Here is an 18,253-nt window from a genome sequence, read left to right as displayed (position 1 = left end):
GCGGGCGGCGCGGCGGCGGTCTCGTCGTTCATAGGCGGTTTCTCAGTTGGATCAACAGGGCGATGCGGTCGCGGAAAGCCTGCCGGTCGTGCGAGGCAGGGACGTTGAGGGCGGTGCGGACACGGTCGGCGGGCTGGCCGGTACGTTCGGCGATGGCCGCGACCTGCGGCTCGCCGGCGAGCGCGGCGGCGACCGGATCGCGCCGACGCAGGCGCGCCAGGAACGCCTGCCGGACGGCGGAATAGAGCATCACGCCGCGACCGTAGCGATAGAGATGTTCGCCGCTGGCGCGGACATGTTCGAGCAACGAGCGTCGCTCGCCGGCTGGCGACGGCACCGGTGGACCAAAGCGCTGCATGCGCATCCACAGCCAGGCCAGCAGGGCGAGCAGCAACGGCGCCCACACCATCCAGCCCTGCAGGTAGAGGGTGCGCCACAACGATGGCATTTCCGCCGCGTAGACCAGGTGCATCGTGCCCTGGCCATAGTTGGGCGCCAGCACCTGCCGCGCCAGCGCGCGGTGCGGACCGTCGCGCAGGCCGCCGGACGGCGCGACATCCGGCGTGTCCTGCAGGAAGCCGCGCGCGGCGGTGTTGGCGAGGAAGTCGAAGTCGGCCAGCACGTCGACATGGCCCTTGCCCACCGCCAGGCGCGCATAGACGTAGCCGGCCTGCAGGTCACCCCAGGCCAGCTCGGGCACCACGTCGTCAAAGACGAAGCGGCGGCCGCGGCAGAACTCGACGTGGTGGCCTTCGCCCTCCACCTGGAGGTCTTCGCATCGGGGGCCCTCGTCCACCAGCCACGCCGACAGCAGGTCCAGCATCGCGGGCGGCGTCGCGTCCCGTCCGGACAGGTCTTCGCCCGGCGAATACAAGGGCGTGCGGATCAGCAGGTGGCCGCCTCCTTCCACCCACTCCAGCAGGCGTTCGGCCTCCGGCGGCGACAGCGCGCGCGGATCGTTGAACAGCAGCAGCGTGTCGCCGGGGGCGAGCATGTTGTCGTCAAGCATCAGGCGCTGGCGCGCGTTGACCTTCACGCCGTCCGCTTCCAGTGTCTTCGCCAGCGCATACAGCGGGTTGTAGGCGGCCTCTCCGGAGGGCGGCAGGTACAACGTCTTCTCGACCCGATGGAACGTGTGGCGGAACCACAGCACCAGCAGCACCGCCACGAGCAGCAGGACCATCAGGCCCGCGCCCACCCACCGGCCCTTGTGGCGTGCGGAGGTCATGTCGCCCACCCGTAGCGTTGCTGCAGTTCGCCCACCAGCGCGTCGAACTCGTCTTCGGCCGGCAGGCGTTCCGCGTAGGCGGCGTACTGCCACGTCCGCACCATGCGCGCGAAACTCTGCCGGTCTTCCGCCTGCGGCATGCGGCGCGAGGCACGCAGGCATTCGGCCTCGGTGGCCCCGGGCGGCAGCACGATGTCGGCGCGCTGGCTCATGCTGTCCACGCTGGCGCGGTAGAGCAGCGCAAGCGCGTGGCGCGGGCGACCTTCGCGCCACAGCCGGCGCGCGGCCGTGGCGATGTCGTCGGGCAGCGCCTCGGGCAGCACCAGCGCATCCGTCTGCGGTGCGTCGGGCGCGGCGACCGGGCCGCGCGCGATGCCGCGCATCCACGGCCACCAGTGGCGCACCGTCGCGAGCAGCACCGCCACCAGTACGCCCACGACCAGCCAGAGTCCCCACTCGCCGACGAAGGCCAGCACGTTGCCGATGCCGGCCAGCAACGCGTTGTCGCGATCGGGCGCTTCCTCGGGCGCTTCCTGCCCGGCGTTGCGGCGCTCCCAGTTGGACTGCACGAGCGTGCGGTCGAGGTCTGGATCGCGGTAGGCCTGGTCGGCCGCCTTGCGGAAGGCGCTGTCATCGACCCGCTGTTCGCCGAACACGATGGGCAGGGTGGGCGGCGTCGGCGCCGCGTCGGGCGCAGTGGCCTCGGGCACGGGCGCTGTATCCGGCGCGCCATGGCGCTCCTGCGCGTCGGCGCCGCCGGCCATGCCCATCCACAGCGCCGCGACCAGGACCAGCGGTGCGGCCGCCGCCAGGCGCGCGCGCAGCTTGCGGAACACGATCTCCAGGTCCCAGGCCTCGATCTGCGTGCGCCGGTTGAGGTACAGGCCGAAGCCGGCGCCTACGTAGAACGGTTCGACCACGCTGATCGCCGCCCACGCCAGCGCGTTCCAGGCCAGCTGGAACCATACCGGCCACTCCAGCGCGGCCACGCGGAACGCCGCCTGCACGCTGTCCGGCAACAGGTCCTGCGGCAGGTACATGACCACGGCCATGGCCCCGCCCAGCATCAGCACCCCCTGGAACAGCAGGCAGATCCAGGTCAGCAGGATGCCGGTGCTGTACGCATCGCCGCCCAGCACGCGGCGACGCTGGCGCAGGCGTTCGCCCTGCACGCCCTCCAGCAGGTCGATCGGCATGTACAGCGAACGCACCGGACTGAAGCGGCGCCACGTGAGCAGGTGCGGCAGCATGCGCGTGCCCCAGCCCAACTGCGCCCGCAGGGTCGCGCGCGTGCCGGGCACGCTGCCGAACACGGCGCGCGAGACCACGTACAGCGGAATGCGGTCGAACGCGGGCTTCAGCCACCACATCACCACCGCAGCCAGCCAGATGCGGTCGATCCACCAGGCACCGAGGTTGAGCAGCGCGAACACCGGCAGGGTCAGCCACAGCCACGGCCTCCAGACCGCCCCGGCATGCCGCCGTACCAGTGCCATGCCCAGTTCGACGGCTTCCCAGTCCGAACGCGCGCGCAGACGGACCGTCAGGTCTTCAATCCTCATCGGCCACCCCGCGTCCGCCGAGGCCGAGCCACAGTGCGACCAGTGTCCACAGCACGCCGGACACGCTGTACTTCACGGCTGCGGGAATGGACTGCGTCGACGACCAGAACGCTTCGATGAAGGCCGCCACCAGCAGCATGAACGCCACCCCCAGGCACAGCCGCGCCCCTTTCCTCCCGGCGATCGCGAGCGCATCGATGCGGCGGTGCCGGCCGGGCGCCACCAGACCCAGCCCAAGGCGCAGGCCGGCGCCGCCGGCCAGGACGATCCCGGTCAGCTCGAACGGCGCGTGCCCGCAGACGAAACGCCACAACGGGTCGCCATAACCGATCTGCTGCAGGTGGCCGAACACCGTGCCGATGCCGACGCCGTTGACGACCAGCACGAACAGCGCGCCGACGCCGGCCAGCAAGCCGCCCGCGAACGTGCGCAGGCCGATGCTGATGTTGTTCCAGATGTAGTGGCCGAACATCTGCCAGTCGGTGCCGCTTTCGCGGCCCAGGGCGTGGCTAGGGTCGGTGGGGTCGTACATGCGCTCGTACATCGCCACCTGTTCGGGCGACACGATGCTGTAGACCAGCTCTGGGCGCACCTGCAGCAGGACGAACATCAGCACCAGCGGGACCACGAACACCGCTGCCGCCACCCACATGCAGCCGGCCTCGCTGCGCACCAGCCGCGGGAAGTCCGCCAGCAGGAAGCGCACCGCACGCTGCCAGCGCGGCGGCGGCGTGCGGTACAGCACGCCGTGCCCCTGCTGCATCAGCCCCTGCAGGCGCTCCACGACCACCGGGCTGTAGCCGCGCCGGCGCGCCAGTGCGAGGTGCTGGCAGATGCGGCGGTAGCGGGCCGGGACGTCCTCGTCGGTCAGCTCGCCGTTGTTGCGCTCGCGGCGCGCCTGGCGCGCGCTCTCGCCGCGCGCATGCAGCCAGGATTCGAAGGCCTGCCATTCGGCCTGGTGGCGGGCGACGAACTGTTCCTGCCTCATCGCCGCCCCAACAGCCAGTTGGCCATGCCATAGAGCCGCTGCACGCCGGCCTGTCCCTGCGCGGCGGTGATCGGCTGGGCGAGGTTGGCCAGTTCTTCCTGGCGCGAGGATGTCAGCTGGGGCGCACGTTCGCCGAACGCGACGATCGCGCCCTGTTCTTCCGGCAGCAGCTGCGCCGGGGGTACGAAGACCGTGTTGACCGGCGCCGGCGCGTGGCTGCGCTCGCGCCCGGCATGCACCACCAGCGTGCCCGCGACCATGTCGCCGAGACGGCGCGCATGCGGATCGACCAGGCTCGCGACCAGGCCCACCGCATAGCCGAACGGCAGCATGTCCACGGTGCGCAACAGGTTGCGGGTGATCGCCGCCAGCCAGCCGACCGGCGCGCCATCGGCCGCCACCACCCGCAGGCCCAGCGCCTTCTTCCCCGGCGTCTGCCCGCGCCACGCGGACTCCAGCACGATCGGATAGGCCCAGAACACCAGGAACACCACGATCAGATACAGCCCGTCTCCCACCTTGCCGAGCAGGGCGAGCAGCATGGCCATCACCATCACGATGCCGAGCCGGATCACCAGGTCGATCCCCCACGCCAGCGCGCGCGGCACCGGACCGGCCGCCGGAAGATGCAGGCCCACGCCCTCGGGGGTGACGACTTCGCGGTAGGTGTCCAGCATCACGCACTCACCACGGGCAACAGTCCCCTGGCGGCGTGGCGGCCGCGACCTGATCGATGTGGTGGAGCCTGCGTGTCCCGCTGTCCATGCGCTTTCCCCCTGCCCGGCGACTTTAGCCGCGAACGCGGTGCTTGCCCAGCCGCGGCACACCCTACACTGCGCGCCATCGTGGACACCGCCTTCCCTTGCCGTTCCGGCTGCGCCGCCTGCTGCACCGCGCCGTCGATCACTTCGCCGATCCCGGGCATGCCGCAGGGCAAGCCGGCGGGCGTGCCGTGCGTGCACCTGGACGACGCGCTGCGCTGCCGCCTGTTCGGCCAGCCCGAGCGACCCGCGTTCTGCGCCACGCTGAAACCCGGCGCGGACATGTGCGGTGCCAGCCGCACCGAGGCGATGGCCTTGCTGGCGGCGCTGGAACTCGCGACGGCACCCTGAGGCCGCGCGGCGGTCATGCCACCTGCGTGGAGATCCACCAGGTAGTGCCGCCGGCATCGCGGAAGCCGCCCCGGCGGTCGCCATCGCCTTTTTCCGCGGGCGCCTGTACCGGCTCGGCACCGGCAGCCAGCGCGCGCGACCAGGTGGCTTCCACGTCCGGCACATAGAGGTGCACGTGGCTGGCGATGGGTGGCCAGCCCTCCATGCCATCGGCGAGCATCAGCACCGTGTCGTCGATGCGGACTTCGGCATGGCCCAGGCGGTCGCCCAGGGGATGCATGCGCAGCGGGTGCGCGTCGAACACGGCGACGAGGAAGTCGATCGTGCGCTGCGCGCCATCGACGACGAGGTACGGGGCCACCGAGGTGTAGCCCTCCGGTTTCCAGGCCATGCGGTTCTCCCAGGGCGACGCGGACGCGCCGCCGGCCATCATGCCGCAGGCGCCGTCGCCTGCAGGTAACGGTCCTTCAGCTTCACGTAGTGCCCGGCGGAATAATGCAGGCTTTCGATTTCCCGGTCGGTGAGCGCCCGGGCGAAACGGGCCGGATTGCCCAGCCACAGTTCGGCCTCGCCGACCACCTTGCCGGGGCCGAGGATCGCACCGGCGCCCAGGAAGCCGTACTTCTTCACGGTCGCACCGTCCAGGATGCACGCGCCCATGCCGATCAGGCACAGGTCCTCGATCGTGCACGCGTGGATGATGGTGCCGTGGCCGATGGTGACGTCGGCGCCGATCAGCGTCGGATGGCCGGCCTTGTTGTACGGGCTGTGGTGGCTGACGTGGACGATGGTGCCGTCCTGCACGTTGGTGCGCGCGCCGACCCGGATGTGATTGACGTCGCCGCGCAGGATGGTGCCCGGCCAGACGGACACGTCCTCGGCCAGTTCCACGTCGCCGATGACCGTGGCGGCCGGGTCGACGTAGACGCGCGGCCCGAGGACGGGAAAGCGGTCAAGGTAGGGGCGCAGGGCGGTCAGATTCGGGTCCATGCCGGGATTGTAGTGCGCCGGCTCCGGAACGACGGCATACACTCGGCCGATGACCACCTTCCCGCATGCCGCCACCACTGCCGCGAACGCGGCCATCACCGCCGCCAACGCCGCGATCACGGCCGCCTCGGCGGACGCCGCGCCCGCCGCCGGCGCCGGCGCCCGCATCCCCGACGGCGATACGCCGCTCGACGACCTCGCGCCGACGCTGCAACGGTTGCGCGGCGCATGGCAGCAGCGCAAGCCGGACCGTGCGCAGCGGCGCGACGACCTGCAGCGGCTGCGCGATGCACTGAAGCGGCGGCTGCCGGAAATGGCGGACACGATCGCCGCCGACTTCGGCCATCGCTCACGGCATGAATCGCTGATCGCCGACGGCATGACCGTGCTCAACGAGATCGACCACCTCGCCTCGCACCTGCGCCGCTGGATGAAGCCGAAGCGCGTCGGCGTGGGCTGGCGCTTCTGGCCAGCCCGGGCGGAGATCCGTCAGGAACCCGTTGGCGTGGTGGGCGTGATTTCGCCTTGGAACTACCCGGTCAACCTGGCGCTGATCCCGCTGGCAACCGCCATCGCCGCCGGCAACCATGTCTACCTGAAACCCTCGGAGCACACGCCGCGCACCACCGCCTTCCTGCGTTCGCTGCTGGCGGAGGTGTTCCCGCCGGAGCGCGTCAGCGTCGCCGCCGGCGGTGCCGACGTGGCGGGCGCATTCGCCGCGCTGCCGTTCGACCATCTGGTGTTCACCGGCTCCACCGCCGTGGGCCGCAAGGTGATGGCTGCCGCCGCGCCGAACCTGACGCCGCTGACGCTGGAACTCGGCGGCAAGTCGCCGGCCATCGTCTGCGACGACTTTCCGGTGGACCAGGCCGCCGCGCGCCTGGCCACCGGCAAGTGGTTCAACGGCGGGCAGACCTGCATCGCGCCGGACTACGTGCTGCTGGTCGGCCGCGAGCGACGCGACGCGCTGGTGCAGGCGTTGCGTGAGCAGGTCGCCGCGCGCTACGGCGACCTGTCCGATGCCGGCGACTTCACCCGCATCATCAACGACGGCCAGTTCGCACGGCTGGACGGCTACCTGGACGACGCGCGCCAGCGTGGCCACGAGGTCATCCCGCTGGCAGCGAAGCATGACCGCACGCAGCGCCTGTTCGCGCCCACGGTCGTGATCGAACCGGGCGACGACGCGAAGGTGATGCAGGACGAGATCTTCGGCCCCATCCTGCCGATCCGCACCGTCGGCTCGCTCGACGAGGCGCTGGCCTATGTCAACGCGCACGACCGGCCGCTCGCGCTGTATCCCTTCAGCCACGACCGTGCCCGGGTGGAGAAGATCCTGGGCGCCACGCTGGCAGGCGGCGTCACCGTCAACGACACCGTGCTGCATTTCGGCATCAACGCACTACCGTTCGGCGGCATCGGGCCCAGTGGCATGGGCGCGTACCACGGCCGCGCCGGCTTCGATGCCATGAGCAAGGCGCTGCCGGTGCTGTGGCAGCCGCGCCGCGCGGGCAGCGACCTGCTGAAGCCGCCTTATTCCAGGGTGGCGAAGTTCATCGACTTCATCATCCGCTAGTCCCGCATGCGCAAGCTCCGACAAGCCAGCAACAGCCGTCGCGATCTCCGCGTGTACGGCATGCTGCTGGTCGGCGCCATGTTCGTTTACGCGGGCCTGGTCGTGGACCCTGCCAGCAACTGCGATGCGAGCGGACGCGAGTGCGCACCGTGGCTGGTGCCCATCGCGTTCGCGATGGGTGTCGTGCTGGCCGGATCGGCACTGGCGATGCTGGTGCATGCACGACGCTGGGGCAGCCGGCTGGACCTCGAGACGCGCACGCTGTGGTGGTGGGACAACGCGGTGGGCCCGGGCGAGCACGCGATCGCGCTGGGCGACGTGGCGCGCATCCGCGTGCAGCGTCCGGAGGAAAGCGAGGACCGCGTCTTCCTGTACGGTCATGACGGAGAAAGCCTGCGCTTCCCATCGGAACGCGGCATTCCCTATGACGCCGCGCAATGGGCACGGGACCTGGCCAGGCACTTTCCCCACATCACGGTGGACGTGGAAGGCGACTGACGCCGGCTGGCCGGCAGGCCGGCCCTGGTCGAGAATCGGCATGCCCGTTCGTCGAACGGGATGACACCCCCTGCCGGACCGCCATGTCGACGACCGCCGTACCCGCCAAAGCCACCCGCCGCGAATGGATCGGGTTGGCCATCATCGCCCTGCCCTGCATGGTCTATGCGATGGACCTGACCGTGCTGAACCTCGCACTGCCGGCCATCAGCGCCGAGCTGGACCCCAGCGCCAGCCAGTTGCTGTGGATCGTCGATGTGTACGGCTTCCTGGTCGCCGGCTTCCTGATCACGATGGGCACGCTGGGCGACCGGATCGGCCGTCGCAAGCTGCTGCTGATCGGCGCGGCGGCGTTCGCGGCGGCCTCGGTGATCGCCGCGTTCTCGCGCAGCGCGGAGATGCTGATCGCGATGCGCGCGTTGCTTGGCGTGGCGGGCGCAACATTGGCGCCCTCGACGATGTCGCTGATCCGCAACATGTTCCATGACGAACACGAGCGCCAGTTCGCCATCGGCGTGTGGATCGCGGCGTTCTCGGTCGGCGGCGCGATCGGCCCGCTGGTCGGCGGCCTGTTGCTGCAATGGTGGTGGTGGGGCGCGGCGTTCCTCGCCGCGGTGCCAGTGATGGTGCTGCTGTTGCTGCTGGGGCCGAAGCTGCTGCCCGAGTACCGCGACCCCGAGGCGGGCAAGCTGGATCCGGCCAGCATGGTCCAATCCCTGTTCGCCGTGCTGGCGGTGGTCTACGGATTGAAGCGCATCGCCGAGTACGGCATCGATCCGCGAGGCATCCTCGTGCTGGTGGCCGGCATGATCCTGGGCGTGCTGTTCGTCCGTCGGCAGAAGCATCTTGCGTATCCGTTCCTGGACGTGACGCTGTTCCAGCGCCCGGCCTTCTCCGCCGCCATCGTGGCGTACGCGCTGGCCGGCCTGTCGATGATGGGCGTCTACATCTTCATGACCCAGTACCTGCAGCTGGTGCTCGGCTTGACGCCACTGCAGGCCGGCATCGCGACGGTGCCATGGTCGTTGTGCTTCACCGTCGGCTCGCTGCTGGCACCGAAGCTGGCGCGCCACTGGGGTGCACGGCGGGTGATGGTGCGCGGGCTGCTGCTGGCCGCGGTGGGCTTCGGCATCACCGGACTGGTCATGCCACCCTACGGGTTGTGGATCCTGATCGCCGGCATGCTGGCGATGAGCCTGGGCATGGCACCGGTGTTCACCGTGGGCAACGAACTGATCATCACCACAGCGCCGCCGGAACGCGCGGGCGCCGCGTCCGCGCTCGCGGAGACGAGTGCCGAACTCAGCGGCGCGCTGGGCATCGCGATCCTGGGCAGCCTCGGCATGCTGGCCTACCGTCTGTGGCTGGACCCCGCCTTGCCACCGACGCTGGCCGATGCGGACGCGACACGCGCGCTGTCGACGCTGGGTGGCGCAGTGACCGTCGCGCACGAAGTCGGCGGAACGGCGGGAACGACGATCGGCGACACCGCACGCATCGCCTTCACCGACGCGATGCGCGCCATTGCCGTGTTCGGCATGACGATGATGTTGCTCGCCGCGTGGATGGCCGCTCGCCTGATGCGCGATGGCGAAGGCGCGGGGCATGCCGCAACGACCGCCCACGTCCCGACGGACGCCTGACCCGCTTCCTCGCTTAGAATCCCGCCATGAAAATCGCCAGCTGGAATGTCAATTCGCTCAACGTGCGCCTGCCGCACCTCACGCAATGGCTCGGTGCGTTCGCGCCGGATGTGGTGGGCCTGCAGGAAACCAAGCTGGAGGATCACAAGTTTCCCGACACCGCGCTGGCGGAGGCGGGCTACCGCAGCGTGTTCGCCGGGCAGAAGACCTACAACGGCGTGGCGCTGCTGTCGCGCGAGCCGATCGGCGACGTGCAGGTGGGCATTCCCGGGTTCGAGGACGAACAGAAGCGCGTGATCGCCGCGACCGTCGGCGACGTGCGCATCATCAACCTCTACGTGGTCAACGGCCAGGACGTGGGCACCGACAAGTACGCCTACAAGCTGCGCTGGCTGGACGCGGTGCACGACTGGATCGCCGCCGAACGGCAGGCGCATCCGAAGCTGGTGGTAATGGGCGACTTCAACATCGCGCCGGACGATCGCGACGTGTTCGACCCCAAGGTCTGGAACGACGACCACATCCTGACCTCGACCGCAGAGCGCGCCGCACTCCAGCGCCTCTATGCGTTGGGCCTGCACGATGCCTTCCGCCTGCGCAGCGACGAAGCGAACGTCTACAGCTGGTGGGATTACCGGATGGGCGGTCTGCGCCGGAACCTGGGCCTGCGCATTGACCTGACGCTGGTCTCCGACGCGCTGCGCGCGCATGCGGTGGAATCCGGCATCGATCGCGAGCCGCGTACCTGGGAGCGACCGAGCGACCATGCGCCTGCGTGGGTGCGGCTGGGCGGATGAACCACGGACATGAAGAAGGCCCGGCGGATGCCGGGCCTTCTTCGTGCCACGGGCCTTGGGTGCGTCTCGAACGCGCACGCGGCCGCAGCGGAACCGTTACCTCGCGCGGCCTCGCGTGAACAGGTTCACGATCAGCAGCAGCACCACCGCACCGATGAAGGCGGTGAGCAGGAAGCCGACCCAGCCGCCGCCCAGGCCCAGGCCCAGCGTCGGCAGCAGCCAGCCGCCCAGGAAGCCGCCGATGATGCCGACCACGACATTCAGGATGATGCCCTGGGAACCGTCGCGCTTCATGACGATGCTGGCGAGCCAGCCGGCGATACCACCCACGATCAGATAGATGAGAAAATTCATTGCGTTGCTTCTCCCTCGATGGACAGGACCCCTTGGCGCGGGGCACGCTTCAATTTCCAACGCACTGCGTGAAACCGTCGTTAACTCCGTGGGGGAAGCTTCCGTGCCCGTGCTTGATAGCGCCATCACCCCAGGCTTGCACGCTGTGCCGCACCACGACGCAGCGTCGCTAACGTGAGTTGGCGCGACATGCCGGCGGACTGGCGACGCGACGGGATCGCGCTGTGGCTGCTGCCGCATACGCCACGGCAACGCGGCGAGCCCGCTGCGCGCGCGCATCTCGCGCGTGCGCTGGACATGCCGCCGCAGGCGCTACCGATCACTCGTGATGCACAGGGTCGGCCACACTTCATCGCGCCGCTGCACCACCTGGAGACCGGCTGGAGTCACAGTGGCGACGCGCTGTTGCTGGCACTGGGCGAAGACGTCGAGCTGGGCGTTGACGTTGAACACCTCCGCCCGCGTCCGCGCGCGATGGAACTGGCGCACCGCTTCTACCACCCCGAGGAAACTCGCTGGCTGCACGCCATCGAGGACGATGAGGTCCGCCTGCTCGCGTTCGTGCGACTGTGGTGCGTCAAGGAAGCCGTGCTCAAGACGCATGGCCAGGGGATTTCCTTCGGCCTGCATCGCTTCCACGTGGACCTCGACGACGAGGGCGCGCGCCTGGCCGCGTGCGATCCCGCGCTCGGCAAGGCCAACGACTGGCGCCTGCACGAATGGTCCCCCGCACCCGGCTACCGCGCCGCGCTGGCCTGGCATCCGCGCGGTGCGGCATGGCGGCCTGCGATAATGCCGCGATGAACGACACTGCCTTTCCCGCCGACCAGCGCGACGACCTCCACCGCGGCCTGGTGTCGCTGGGCCTCGACGCCGAGGCACTGGCGCCGCGCCTGCTGGCCTACCTGGCCCTGCTCGATCGCTGGAACAAGACCTACAACCTCACCGCCATCCGCGACCCGCGCGAGATGGTCACCCGCCACCTGCTGGACTCGCTGGCGATGCATCCGTTCGTGGACGATCTCGCCGCGCGCGGCGGCGTGCTGGCCGACCTGGGCACCGGCCCCGGCCTGCCCGGCATCCCGCTGGCCATCGCCAAGCCCGGTCTGCGGGTGACCCTGGTGGAGAGCAACGGCAAGAAGGCGCGCTTCCTGCGCGAAGCCGTGCGCACGCTGAAACTCGACAACGCGCGCGTGGCCGAATCGCGCGCCGAAGCGCTCGACGAACCGCAGGCCTACGACGCACTTACCGCGCGCGCGCTCGACGTGCTGGCCGGCATCATCGCCGTCGGTGGCCACCTGCTGAAGCCCGGCGGCGCGCTGCTAGCGATGAAGGGCGTGCGCCCGGACGACGAGATCGCCGCCCTGCCGGGCGGCTGGTCGGTGGACACGATCCAGCCATTGACCGTGCCCGGCCTGGTCGGCGAGCGCCACATGGTGGTCGTGCGTCGCGACTGAGCGCCTCGGGCATGCGCCCGCGCGACCTAAGCCGTTGAAAAGACTGGCGCCCGGTTCGGGATCCGTGGGGATCTTCGGACACGGTGACCGGCTGCCGCCGTGTTGCCCGTACTCCTGATTTCGCACGGCCCCGCCCCAGCCCGCATAATCCCCCCTCACCCCGGACCTGACCAAGGCGCCCTCGCATGGCCCGCATCATCGCCGTCGCCAACCAGAAAGGCGGAGTCGGCAAGACCACCACCGCCGTGAACCTCGCCGCCGCGCTCGCCCGCGCGCCGCAGCGGGTGCTGCTGGTCGACCTGGATGCGCAAGGCAACGCGACGATGGGCAGCGGGGTGGACAAGCGCGAGGTGGAAGCATCCACCTGCGACGTGCTGCTGGGCGAGGTCGATGCCAAGGCAGCGGTGGTCACCACGGCCGAAGGCTTCGACCTGATGCCGGGCAACATCGACCTGACCGCGGCGGAAATCCAGCTGATGGATGCCGATGGCCGCGAGCAGCGCCTCAAGAGCGCGCTGCAGCCCATCCGCGGCGACTACGACTTCATCATCATCGACTGCCCGCCCGCGCTGTCGCTTCTGACGCTCAATGCGCTGACCGCCGCCGACTCCGTGCTGGTGCCGATGCAGTGCGAGTACTACGCGCTGGAAGGCCTGTCCGCGCTGATGGAAACCATCGAGGCGCTGCGCGCGCGCCTGAACCCGGGCCTGGAGATCGAAGGCGTGCTGCGCACGATGTTCGACATCCGCAACAACCTGGCCAATGCCGTGTCCGGCGAACTGACCACCCATTTCGGCGACAAGGTGTTCCGCACCATCGTGCCGCGCAACGTGCGCGTGGCCGAGGCCCCCAGCCACGGACAGAGCATCGTCGGCTACGACCGCGCCTCGCGCGGTGGCGTGGCCTACCTGGGCCTGGCCGGCGAGATCCTGCGCCGCGCGGCCGACCGCAAGAAGCAACAGCAGCACATGGAGCACGCGTGATGAGCGCCCCGAAGAAGCGCGGCCTGGGTCGCGGACTGGAAGCCCTGCTCGGCCCGAAGGCCGCCGAGACGCCCCCGCCGGAAGCGCAGCCGGGCGAAGCATTGCGCACGCTCCCCGTGCAGCAGCTGCAACCGGGCAAGTACCAGCCGCGCATGCAGATGGACGCCGCCAAGCTCACCGAGCTGGCCGAGTCGATCAAGGCGCAGGGCGTCATCCAGCCGATCGTCGTGCGCGAGATTTCGGCGGGCAAGTTCGAGATCGTCGCCGGCGAACGCCGTTGGCGCGCCTCGCAGGAAGCCGGGCTGGCGGAAGTGCCGGTGGTCGTGCGCGAGCTCGACGACCGCACCGTCATCGCGATGGCGCTGATCGAGAACATCCAGCGCGAAGACCTCAATCCGCTGGAAGAGGCGCAATCGCTGCAGCGCCTGATCAACGAATTCTCGCTGACCCACGCCGAGGCCGCCGAAGCCGTCGGCCGTTCGCGCGCCGCGGTCTCCAACCTGCTGCGCCTGCTGGAACTGCCCCCGGCCATCCGCGCCCTGCTCGAAGCCCGTCGCCTGGAAATGGGCCACGCACGCGCCCTGCTGACGCTGTCGCCGGACCTGGCCAGCAAGCTGGCTTCCGACGCCGCCGAACAGGGCTGGTCGGTACGCGAAGTCGAACACCGCGCGCAGCAGTTCGCCGCCGGCAAGGTGCCGGTGAGCGGCAAGAAGGCCAAGCCCGCCAAGGCCGCGCCGCAGCCGGACATCGCCTCGCTGGAAACCGAGCTGTCCGAAAGCCTCGGCACGCGCGTGACCATCGCGCACGGTCGCGGCGGCAAGGGCAAGCTGATCATCCAGTACACCGACCTGGACACGCTGGACGGCGTGCTGGAACGGCTGCGCCCGAAGGGTTGAGGCTCAGGCTGTTGTGGGAAGGTGGCATGTGGGAGCGACGTAAGTCGCGATAGCGCTGAGCCTGATTCACCGACAAGCAAGAAGCCCGCGACTTACGTCGCTCCCACAACCGCAGGCCATGCGCTCCGGACGAGCAGATGGCCCCTGCATTACCATCCGGTTTCCGCTTCCACCGGATGTCCGCCTTGAAATTCCGTACCGCCGCCCTGCTGCTCGCCTGCATGCCCCTGCACGCGCTCGCCTTCGCTCCCTCCGACGCCGACAAGCGCTTCCAGGCGATCTACGAGAAGGAGTGGGCATGGCGCCAGGAACAGACCGGCCAGGCCGACGAAGACACCGACACCAGTGGCGACAAGCGTCGCCTGCCGGATGTCGACGCCCCGACGCAGCAGGCACGCCTGAAGGTGTGGGAGCAGGTGCTGAAGGACCTGGACGGTCTCGACGCGGGGGCGCTGTCCGCCGACAACCGCATCAACCTCGCGATCTACCGCCCGCAGGTGGAGAACCTGGCGGCGGAGGTGCGGCTGCGGGCGTACGAGATGCCGTTCAATTCCGACTCGTCGTTCTGGTCGAACCTGTCCTTCATGGCGCGCCGGCAGATGAAGTCCGCCGACGACTACCGCGCCTACGCCGCGCGGCTGCGCGATGTGCCGCGCCATTTCGACCAGCACATCGCCAACATGCGCAGCGGACTGAAGCGCGGCTTCACCGTGCCGCGCGCGGTGCTGGAGGGGCGCGACGTGTCGATTGCCGCGGTCGCCGAACAACGCGACCCCGAACAGTCCACCTTCTACGCGCCCTACAGGAAGATGCCAGCCAGCATTCCCGCGGCCGAGCAGGAAGCGTTGCGCAAGGAAGCGCGCGCGGCGATCAGCGAACAGGTCGTGCCCGCGTTCGGCACGCTGCTGACGTTCTTCCGTACCGAATACGTCCCGAAAGCGCGCACCACGCTGGCGGCGGAAGCGATGCCGGGCGGCAAGGATTTCTACGCGCAGCAGATCCGCGAATACACCACGCTGGACCTGACCGCCGAACAGATCCACGCGATCGGCCTGGAGGAAGTCGCGCGCATCCAGGCCGAGATGCAGGCGGTGATCAAGCAGACCGGTTTCAAGGGCACGTTCGCCGAATTCCTGACTTTCCTGCGCACCGATCCGCAGTTCTACGCGAAAACGCCGCAGCAGCTGCTAGACCGCGCGGCGTGGATTTCCAAGCGCGTGGACGGTGAAGTCGGCAAGTTCATCGGCACGCTGCCGCGCGGGCGCTTCACCATCGTCGAAGTGCCGGCCGACATCGCTCCGTTCTGGACCGCCGGCCGCGGCGGCCTGGGTACCTACTGGCTCAACACCTACGACCTGCCCTCGCGCCCGCTCTACAACCTGCCGGCGCTCACGCTGCACGAATCCTCGCCCGGCCACTCGCTGCAGGCGGCGCTGGCGCAGGAACAGGGCGAGCAGCCCGCATTCCGGCGCGACAACTACATCTCCGCCTACGGCGAAGGCTGGGCGCTGTACACCGAGAAGCTGGGCAAGGAGATGGGCATCTACGAAACGCCGTACGAGGATTTCGGGCGCCTGACCTACGAGATGTGGCGCGCCGCTCGCCTGGTCATCGACACCGGCGTGCACCACAAGGGCTGGACGCGTGAGCAGGCCCTGGCCTACCTGCGCGACCACACCGCCCTGTCCGAGCACGAAGTCACCACCGAGGTCGACCGCTACATCTCCTGGCCCGCGCAGGCGCTGAGCTACAAGCTGGGCGAGATCACCATCGTCCGCCTGCGCGGCGAAGCCGAGCAGGCGCTGGGACCGGCGTTCGACATCAAGGCCTTCCACGACGCCGTGCTGAAGCAGGGATCGGTGACGCTGCCGGTGCTGGAGGAGCAGATCCGTGCCTGGACGCGCGAACGCAAGCAGGCGCTCGCCGCTCACCCGTAATCGCGCGCCAGCCGCTTCACGCTGTCGATGAAGTGCCGCTGCACCGGCATCGGCGGCTCGCCGTCGCGCAGCAGCGCGTGCAGCGTTACCGCCAGCGGCGGATCGAGCGGGCGGACCTGCACGGCGGGCCCCGCCGTTCGCGCGGTGAAGGCGTCCACCACGGCCACGCCATGCCCATCGGCGACCAGCGCGCGCGCCAGCGGGTACGTCTGCACGAGGATGCGCATGCGCGGCGGCGGTGCGAGATCCTGCAGATGCTGGCGTACGGCACGCCCCAGGGCGTCCCTCACGTCCAGGCCGACCATCACCTGGCCGGCCAGGGCCGACCGCGGCAGTGGTTCGCGCATGGCGTCATCACTCCAGTAGCCGGGCGGTGCGATCGCATGCGCGCGGCTTTCGCCCAATACGAGCTGGCGGATGCCGGGAACATGCACCGCCTGCAACGTCAGGCCGATGTCCGCATCGCGCAACCGCAGTGCATCGACGATCTCCCGCGTGTGCTGCGTCAGCAGTTGCACCTGGGCATCGGCATAGCGCGCCGACAATGGGCGCAGCGCAGACGGCAGCAGCGCCCCGGCCAGCGTCGGCGTGGCCACCACCCGCAACGCCGTACCGCCCGGCGCGACCACATTGCGGGCCAGGCGGTCGAGATCGGCCAGTTCGTCGCCGACACGCTCGATGTGCTCGCGCATCATTCGGCCCTGCGGCGTCAGCACCAGGCGTCCGTTCACGCGTTCGAACAACGCGAAGCCCAATCCCGTTTCGGCGTGCTGGAGCAACTTGCTGGCCGCCGGCTGCGAGATGTGCAGCAGGCGCGCGGCGCCGGTCAGGGTGCCCGCCTGCAGCAGCGCCTGGAACAGTTCGATATGGCGCAGGCGCATGCAGTCCCCTTCCCGGTGGCTCCCATCATACGTAGCCCCGACCCGCCTCCCCGGCGATCAGGCGGGCGGATAGAGCTCCAGCAACCGGTCCGCGATGCGCGCCACGCCGTCGGCGACAGGGTCCTGGCATGGCAGGCCGAAGCGCTTCTCGACGTGGGAACACAGGCTGGCCGCGTGTTCGCGCGACAGCCGCGACGTGTCCACCGCGATACCCGCCACCTGCACGCCCGGCGAGGTCAGGCGCGCCGCTTGCAGGTTCGCGGCGAGGCACTCCTCCAGCGCAGGCAGCGCGTAGTGGGGCAGGCCGCGCATGTGCTGGCGCGTCGGCTCGTGGCAGAGCACCAGCGCATGCGGCTGCGCGCCATGCAGCAGGCCCAGCGAAACACCAGCGAACGACGGGTGGAAGAGCGAACCCTGCCCTTCGATGAGATCCCAGCCACCATCGTCGCGTGCGGGGGAGACCCATTCCGCGCCGCCGGAAATGAAGTCGGCGACGACCGCGTCGATCGGCACCCCACGCCCGCCGGCAATGAAGATGCCGGTCTGCCCTGTGGCGCGGAAGTCCGCCGCGATGTTGCGCAACCGGAGTTCGCGCTCGAGCGCCAGCGTGGTGTACATCTTGCCCACCGAGCAGTCGGTGCCGACGGTGAGCAGGCGCTTCCCGGCACGCGGCACGGCCTTGCCCACCTCGAGTGCCGGCGGGCGACGGGCATCGAACAGCACGCGGCCCAATCTGTCGGCCGCCTCCCGGATGCGCGGTTCTTCGGCCAGGCGCTGGTGCAGGCCCGAGGCCACATGAAGTCCCGCCTCCATCGCGGCCAGCACGGCCGCCACGGTATCGCCATCCATCACACCGCCGGCATTGGCCACGCCGACCAGCAGCGTCCGGGCGCCGGCGGCCTGCGCCTGCCCGACATCCAGGTCAGGCAGCCCGACGCTGGTCTTGCAGTGCGGCCCGCGGACCTGGCCCACGCACCATTCCGGCCGCCAGTAGGCCAGGCCACGGGCGGTCTTGGCGGCCAGATCGTCCTGTGCGTTACCCAAGTAGAGCAGGTAAGGGGGTCCCCAGCTGGCAGACTCGGACATGCTCATTGCTCCTGGACACCGGCGGCTTCCGGCCCCGACACCGTAGCCAAGGGCGCCAGGGGCGGCCAATCGAAAACCGCGCGGGGTCCATAACCCCTGGTTGGGGTCGGCAGGCCGGCTATGCGAGCCGGCGGACCGCCGTAAGTGCTTGCGCGCAAAGGAGAACCCACGCATAATGCGCGGCTCGCTGCGTCCGGCATGTCCGGATCTGCGGCCGGAAACGCGATTCCGGCTTGGGTCAGCAGCGGTTTTCATGCCGTATCGC

General features: G+C 69.7%; 19 protein-coding genes. 10 read left to right on the top strand and 9 right to left on the bottom strand.

Annotated features, from left to right (window positions below):
• Positions 1-28: 28 nt before the first annotated feature.
• Genes CYU89_RS03825 through CYU89_RS03810 form a run of 4 tightly spaced genes read right to left on the bottom strand, consistent with a single transcriptional unit; the run spans position 29 to position 4,455 of the window.
• On the bottom strand, positions 29-1,228 hold the full coding sequence (locus CYU89_RS03825) for a DUF4350 domain-containing protein (protein ID WP_296278894.1): 1,200 nt from the start codon (positions 1,226-1,228) through the stop codon (positions 29-31).
• Positions 1,225-2,790: a DUF4129 domain-containing protein gene (locus tag CYU89_RS03820; protein WP_296278893.1), complete on the bottom strand. Its 1,566-nt coding sequence runs from the start codon at positions 2,788-2,790 to the stop codon at positions 1,225-1,227. The genes CYU89_RS03825 and CYU89_RS03820 overlap by 4 nt, the downstream gene beginning before the upstream one ends.
• On the bottom strand, positions 2,780-3,778 hold the full coding sequence (locus CYU89_RS03815; RefSeq protein ID WP_296278892.1) for a stage II sporulation protein M: 999 nt from the start codon (positions 3,776-3,778) through the stop codon (positions 2,780-2,782). The genes CYU89_RS03820 and CYU89_RS03815 overlap by 11 nt, the downstream gene beginning before the upstream one ends.
• A complete protein-coding gene (locus tag CYU89_RS03810; RefSeq protein ID WP_296278891.1) occupies positions 3,775-4,455 on the bottom strand; it encodes an RDD family protein in 681 nt (226 codons plus the stop codon). Before CYU89_RS03810 ends, CYU89_RS03815 begins: the two co-directional genes overlap by 4 nt.
• A 168-nt stretch (positions 4,456-4,623) precedes the next feature.
• Here CYU89_RS03810 and CYU89_RS03805 point away from each other — a divergent pair, with 168 nt between their 5' ends.
• Positions 4,624-4,890 carry a YkgJ family cysteine cluster protein gene (locus CYU89_RS03805; protein WP_296278890.1) on the top strand — a complete coding sequence of 89 codons (267 nt, stop codon included), beginning with the start codon at positions 4,624-4,626 and terminating at the stop codon, positions 4,888-4,890.
• Between the two features lie 13 nt (positions 4,891-4,903).
• On the opposite strand, the gene CYU89_RS03800 is transcribed toward CYU89_RS03805, so the two are convergent.
• On the bottom strand, positions 4,904-5,281 hold the full coding sequence (locus CYU89_RS03800; protein ID WP_296278889.1) for a VOC family protein: 378 nt from the start codon (positions 5,279-5,281) through the stop codon (positions 4,904-4,906).
• A gap of 38 nt (positions 5,282-5,319) precedes the next feature.
• Entirely contained in the window at positions 5,320-5,868 is a 549-nt protein-coding gene (locus tag CYU89_RS03795; RefSeq protein WP_296278994.1) for a gamma carbonic anhydrase family protein, read from the bottom strand.
• A 61-nt stretch (positions 5,869-5,929) separates the two neighbouring features.
• Here CYU89_RS03795 and CYU89_RS03790 point away from each other — a divergent pair, with 61 nt between their 5' ends.
• The 4 genes from CYU89_RS03790 to xth all read left to right on the top strand — a co-directional run bounded on the left by CYU89_RS03790 (position 5,930) and on the right by xth (position 10,394).
• Complete coding sequence (locus CYU89_RS03790) at positions 5,930-7,456, top strand: coniferyl aldehyde dehydrogenase (protein WP_296278888.1); 1,527 nt, start codon at positions 5,930-5,932, stop codon at positions 7,454-7,456.
• Positions 7,457-7,462: 6 nt separating this feature from the next.
• Complete coding sequence (locus CYU89_RS03785) at positions 7,463-7,954, top strand: hypothetical protein (RefSeq protein WP_296278887.1); 492 nt, start codon at positions 7,463-7,465, stop codon at positions 7,952-7,954.
• A gap of 83 nt (positions 7,955-8,037) precedes the next feature.
• Entirely contained in the window at positions 8,038-9,597 is a 1,560-nt protein-coding gene (locus CYU89_RS03780; RefSeq protein WP_296278886.1) for an MFS transporter, read from the top strand.
• Positions 9,598-9,623: 26 nt separating this feature from the next.
• Positions 9,624-10,394, top strand: coding sequence for an exodeoxyribonuclease III (gene xth / locus CYU89_RS03775; protein ID WP_296278885.1), 771 nt, complete (start codon positions 9,624-9,626; stop codon positions 10,392-10,394).
• Between the two features lie 96 nt (positions 10,395-10,490).
• Here xth and CYU89_RS03770 read toward each other — a convergent pair whose 3' ends face one another.
• Positions 10,491-10,748: a GlsB/YeaQ/YmgE family stress response membrane protein gene (locus CYU89_RS03770; protein ID WP_055939203.1), complete on the bottom strand. Its 258-nt coding sequence runs from the start codon at positions 10,746-10,748 to the stop codon at positions 10,491-10,493.
• Between the two features lie 189 nt (positions 10,749-10,937).
• Here CYU89_RS03770 and CYU89_RS03765 point away from each other — a divergent pair, with 189 nt between their 5' ends.
• From CYU89_RS03765 to CYU89_RS03745, 5 genes are all read left to right on the top strand, one after another.
• Positions 10,938-11,552, top strand: coding sequence for a 4'-phosphopantetheinyl transferase superfamily protein (locus CYU89_RS03765; protein WP_296278992.1), 615 nt, complete (start codon positions 10,938-10,940; stop codon positions 11,550-11,552).
• Complete coding sequence (gene rsmG, locus CYU89_RS03760) at positions 11,549-12,205, top strand: 16S rRNA (guanine(527)-N(7))-methyltransferase RsmG (protein WP_296278884.1); 657 nt, start codon at positions 11,549-11,551, stop codon at positions 12,203-12,205. The genes CYU89_RS03765 and rsmG overlap by 4 nt, the downstream gene beginning before the upstream one ends.
• 185 nt (positions 12,206-12,390) lie before the next feature.
• Entirely contained in the window at positions 12,391-13,188 is a 798-nt protein-coding gene (locus tag CYU89_RS03755) for an AAA family ATPase (protein ID WP_296278883.1), read from the top strand.
• A complete protein-coding gene (locus CYU89_RS03750) occupies positions 13,188-14,084 on the top strand; it encodes a ParB/RepB/Spo0J family partition protein (RefSeq protein WP_296278882.1) in 897 nt (298 codons plus the stop codon). Before CYU89_RS03755 ends, CYU89_RS03750 begins: the two co-directional genes overlap by 1 nt.
• A 221-nt stretch (positions 14,085-14,305) precedes the next feature.
• Positions 14,306-16,021 carry a DUF885 family protein gene (locus CYU89_RS03745; protein WP_296278990.1) on the top strand — a complete coding sequence of 572 codons (1,716 nt, stop codon included), beginning with the start codon at positions 14,306-14,308 and terminating at the stop codon, positions 16,019-16,021.
• On the opposite strand, the gene CYU89_RS03740 is transcribed toward CYU89_RS03745, so the two are convergent.
• Complete coding sequence (locus CYU89_RS03740; RefSeq protein WP_296278881.1) at positions 16,012-16,902, bottom strand: LysR substrate-binding domain-containing protein; 891 nt, start codon at positions 16,900-16,902, stop codon at positions 16,012-16,014. The two genes, CYU89_RS03745 and CYU89_RS03740, sit on opposite strands and share 10 nt — an antisense overlap.
• Positions 16,903-16,959: 57 nt before the next feature.
• Positions 16,960-17,988 carry an N-acetyltransferase DgcN gene (dgcN, locus tag CYU89_RS03735; protein WP_296278880.1) on the bottom strand — a complete coding sequence of 343 codons (1,029 nt, stop codon included), beginning with the start codon at positions 17,986-17,988 and terminating at the stop codon, positions 16,960-16,962.
• Positions 17,989-18,253: the final 265 nt, after the last annotated feature.

Source organism: Pseudoxanthomonas sp., from assembly GCF_002863005.1.
Lineage (GTDB): Bacteria > Pseudomonadota > Gammaproteobacteria > Xanthomonadales > Xanthomonadaceae > Pseudoxanthomonas_A.
This window is presented reverse-complemented; position numbering and strand designations above follow the sequence as displayed.